This is a genomic window from Faucicola mancuniensis, from assembly GCF_046523945.1.
GTDB lineage: Bacteria > Pseudomonadota > Gammaproteobacteria > Pseudomonadales > Moraxellaceae > Faucicola > Faucicola mancuniensis.
The window spans coordinates 1-2,019 of the sequence record NZ_CP171364.1 but is presented as its reverse complement, the minus strand read 5'-3'; the positions used below and the strand labels follow the sequence as shown (position 1 = coordinate 2,019).

Below are 2,019 nucleotides of genomic sequence, written 5' to 3'. Positions count from 1 at the left end.
TATAATTTGGGTCTGGTTTGTATAGAGCAATAAGAATAAATTATTATTTCAGAATATTTGATTTTTTGAAAATACTATAAAATCAAATTCATAAAATTAATTTAGATAGCGGGACTTAAAAAACCCCGCTATTTTTATTTTAGAACTTGTCCCAAACCTCAAGAAATTTTACGCGATAGTTCTTTAGAAATTTTTAATAAAATGCAGTAATTCCTACAACTTAAGTTGTATTTGGCAATATACGAACTTTCAAGCAGTTCTAATGTAGTTCGATTTTCATTGTAGTTCCCATATTTTTGTGAAACTCAATCTTAGGCCCGTTCGAAAAACTCAGCACAACGCTTTCTACCATAACCAACCCCACAAGTTGAATAGGATTTTAGAATCAGAATGAACTCAACAGAACGGGCTTTCTATGGATCGCCGTTCTGGGCTCAAAAAGGCACATTTTTCAAGTGTTCCGACAAGAATGAGTCTTTTTACTTGCAAAAAGTATGTTTTTCTGATAGAGAAAAATTTTCCGAACCTTACCACCTCCACCCCAAAAAAGGGAAAACTCAACACAACGCTCTCTCCTATGTTTCTTGTGTCAAGCCCTCCCGTTATTTTTTTACATAAGACCATATTGAGTTAATTTTCGATTTAATATATTTTCAGGCATAGAATCGAAAAGTTTTCCGGTTCGAATCATTACGTAAAGAACTTCGATCATTTTACGTGAAGTAGCGATGATCGATTTTTTAGCACCTTTTTTAAGGTATAACCTTTGATAGAACTCTTTTACCTTACCACCGTGTTGACAACGAACCAGACTCCAAGCCGCTTGAACAATCACCCTTCGAATTGAATGACAACCTCGATTTATGATTCTTCCGTATCGAACCGTGTCTCCTGAAATGTCAACTCTCGGAACCAAACCAGCGTAGTAAGCCGCTTGTTTAGCTGAAGAAAATCTTTTACAATCACCCATGTAACTCATAATCGCCAAAGAAGTAATCATTCCAATTCCAGGCATAGACATGATCGTCTGAACATAGGCTTTTTTTTTTGAGAGCTTCTTGAATTTCTTTTTCTATGAGTTTTAGATTTTGTTCCACTAAATCTAAAACTTTTAATATTCTTTCCGCTTCTTTTTGGTATCGACTTGGAAGTAAGGCTACAGAGATTTCTCTATTTGCTTTTGTTCTTAAATGCTTTTTAGTGATCTGAGTCAAACCGGCTTGGGTGAATAAACTATGAAGCCGATTCTTTCCTTGCGTTAGTTGTTTTGTCCAATTCTCTTGTTCCGTGCATAGTCTTCTATTGTCCTCCTCTTCATCATTTGGAATCGGAACAGTAGGTAATTCTTCTATTGGAAAACGTTGTATGAGTCTCGCAATCTTGAGAGAGTCTTCTTTATCTGTTTTTTTAACGACTGATAGATTGTGGCCAGGTTACCCGGGTTCAGGACAATTACTTGAACCCCTTTGTTTAATATTGATTTTGCAATTCTAAAAGATTGAGATCCTGCTTCCAGACCTACAATGTCATTCAAGGTCAACCATTGTAATAAATTGTTAATACCACTTTCCGTTGTGCTGAATTGTCTACGTTCGAGTGAGTTTTCCGAATTGATTCGAACAACCTCTATACTTTTCTTTCCACAATCGACTCCTACATACTTGACTTCTTGACTTTCCATTTCTTTTCTCCTAAAATGAAAGAGGCGGAAGGACTTAACAAAGTCGGGTGATAACACCAGCACTCCTATACGCGGTCGACTTTGTTGAGTCGCCACACTTTGGTTTGCGGTGGCCGATTTGGATTCATCTATGAAACGGGGTCTTACAAAGCCCCAAGAGAGCGATCAATCTGCCACCGGCCTTCTTGACTCCGTCGATTCAAGAGTATCACACTTCGACTTGTCTTACGTCCAAGAATCATACTAATCTATGAATCGCGTTGTGGGTCAAAAAGGCACATTTTTCGTGTTCCGACAAGAATGAGTTTTTTTACTTGCAAAAAGTATGTTTTTCTGAT

General features: G+C 37.1%; 1 pseudogene. It reads right to left on the bottom strand.

Annotation, left to right across the window (positions count from 1 at the left end):
• Positions 1 to 610: 610 nt before the first annotated feature.
• Positions 611 to 1,681 (bottom strand): annotated as a pseudogene (locus ACGTJS_RS13350) (IS110-like element ISLin1 family transposase).
• Between the last annotated feature and the right edge of the window lie 338 nt (positions 1,682 to 2,019).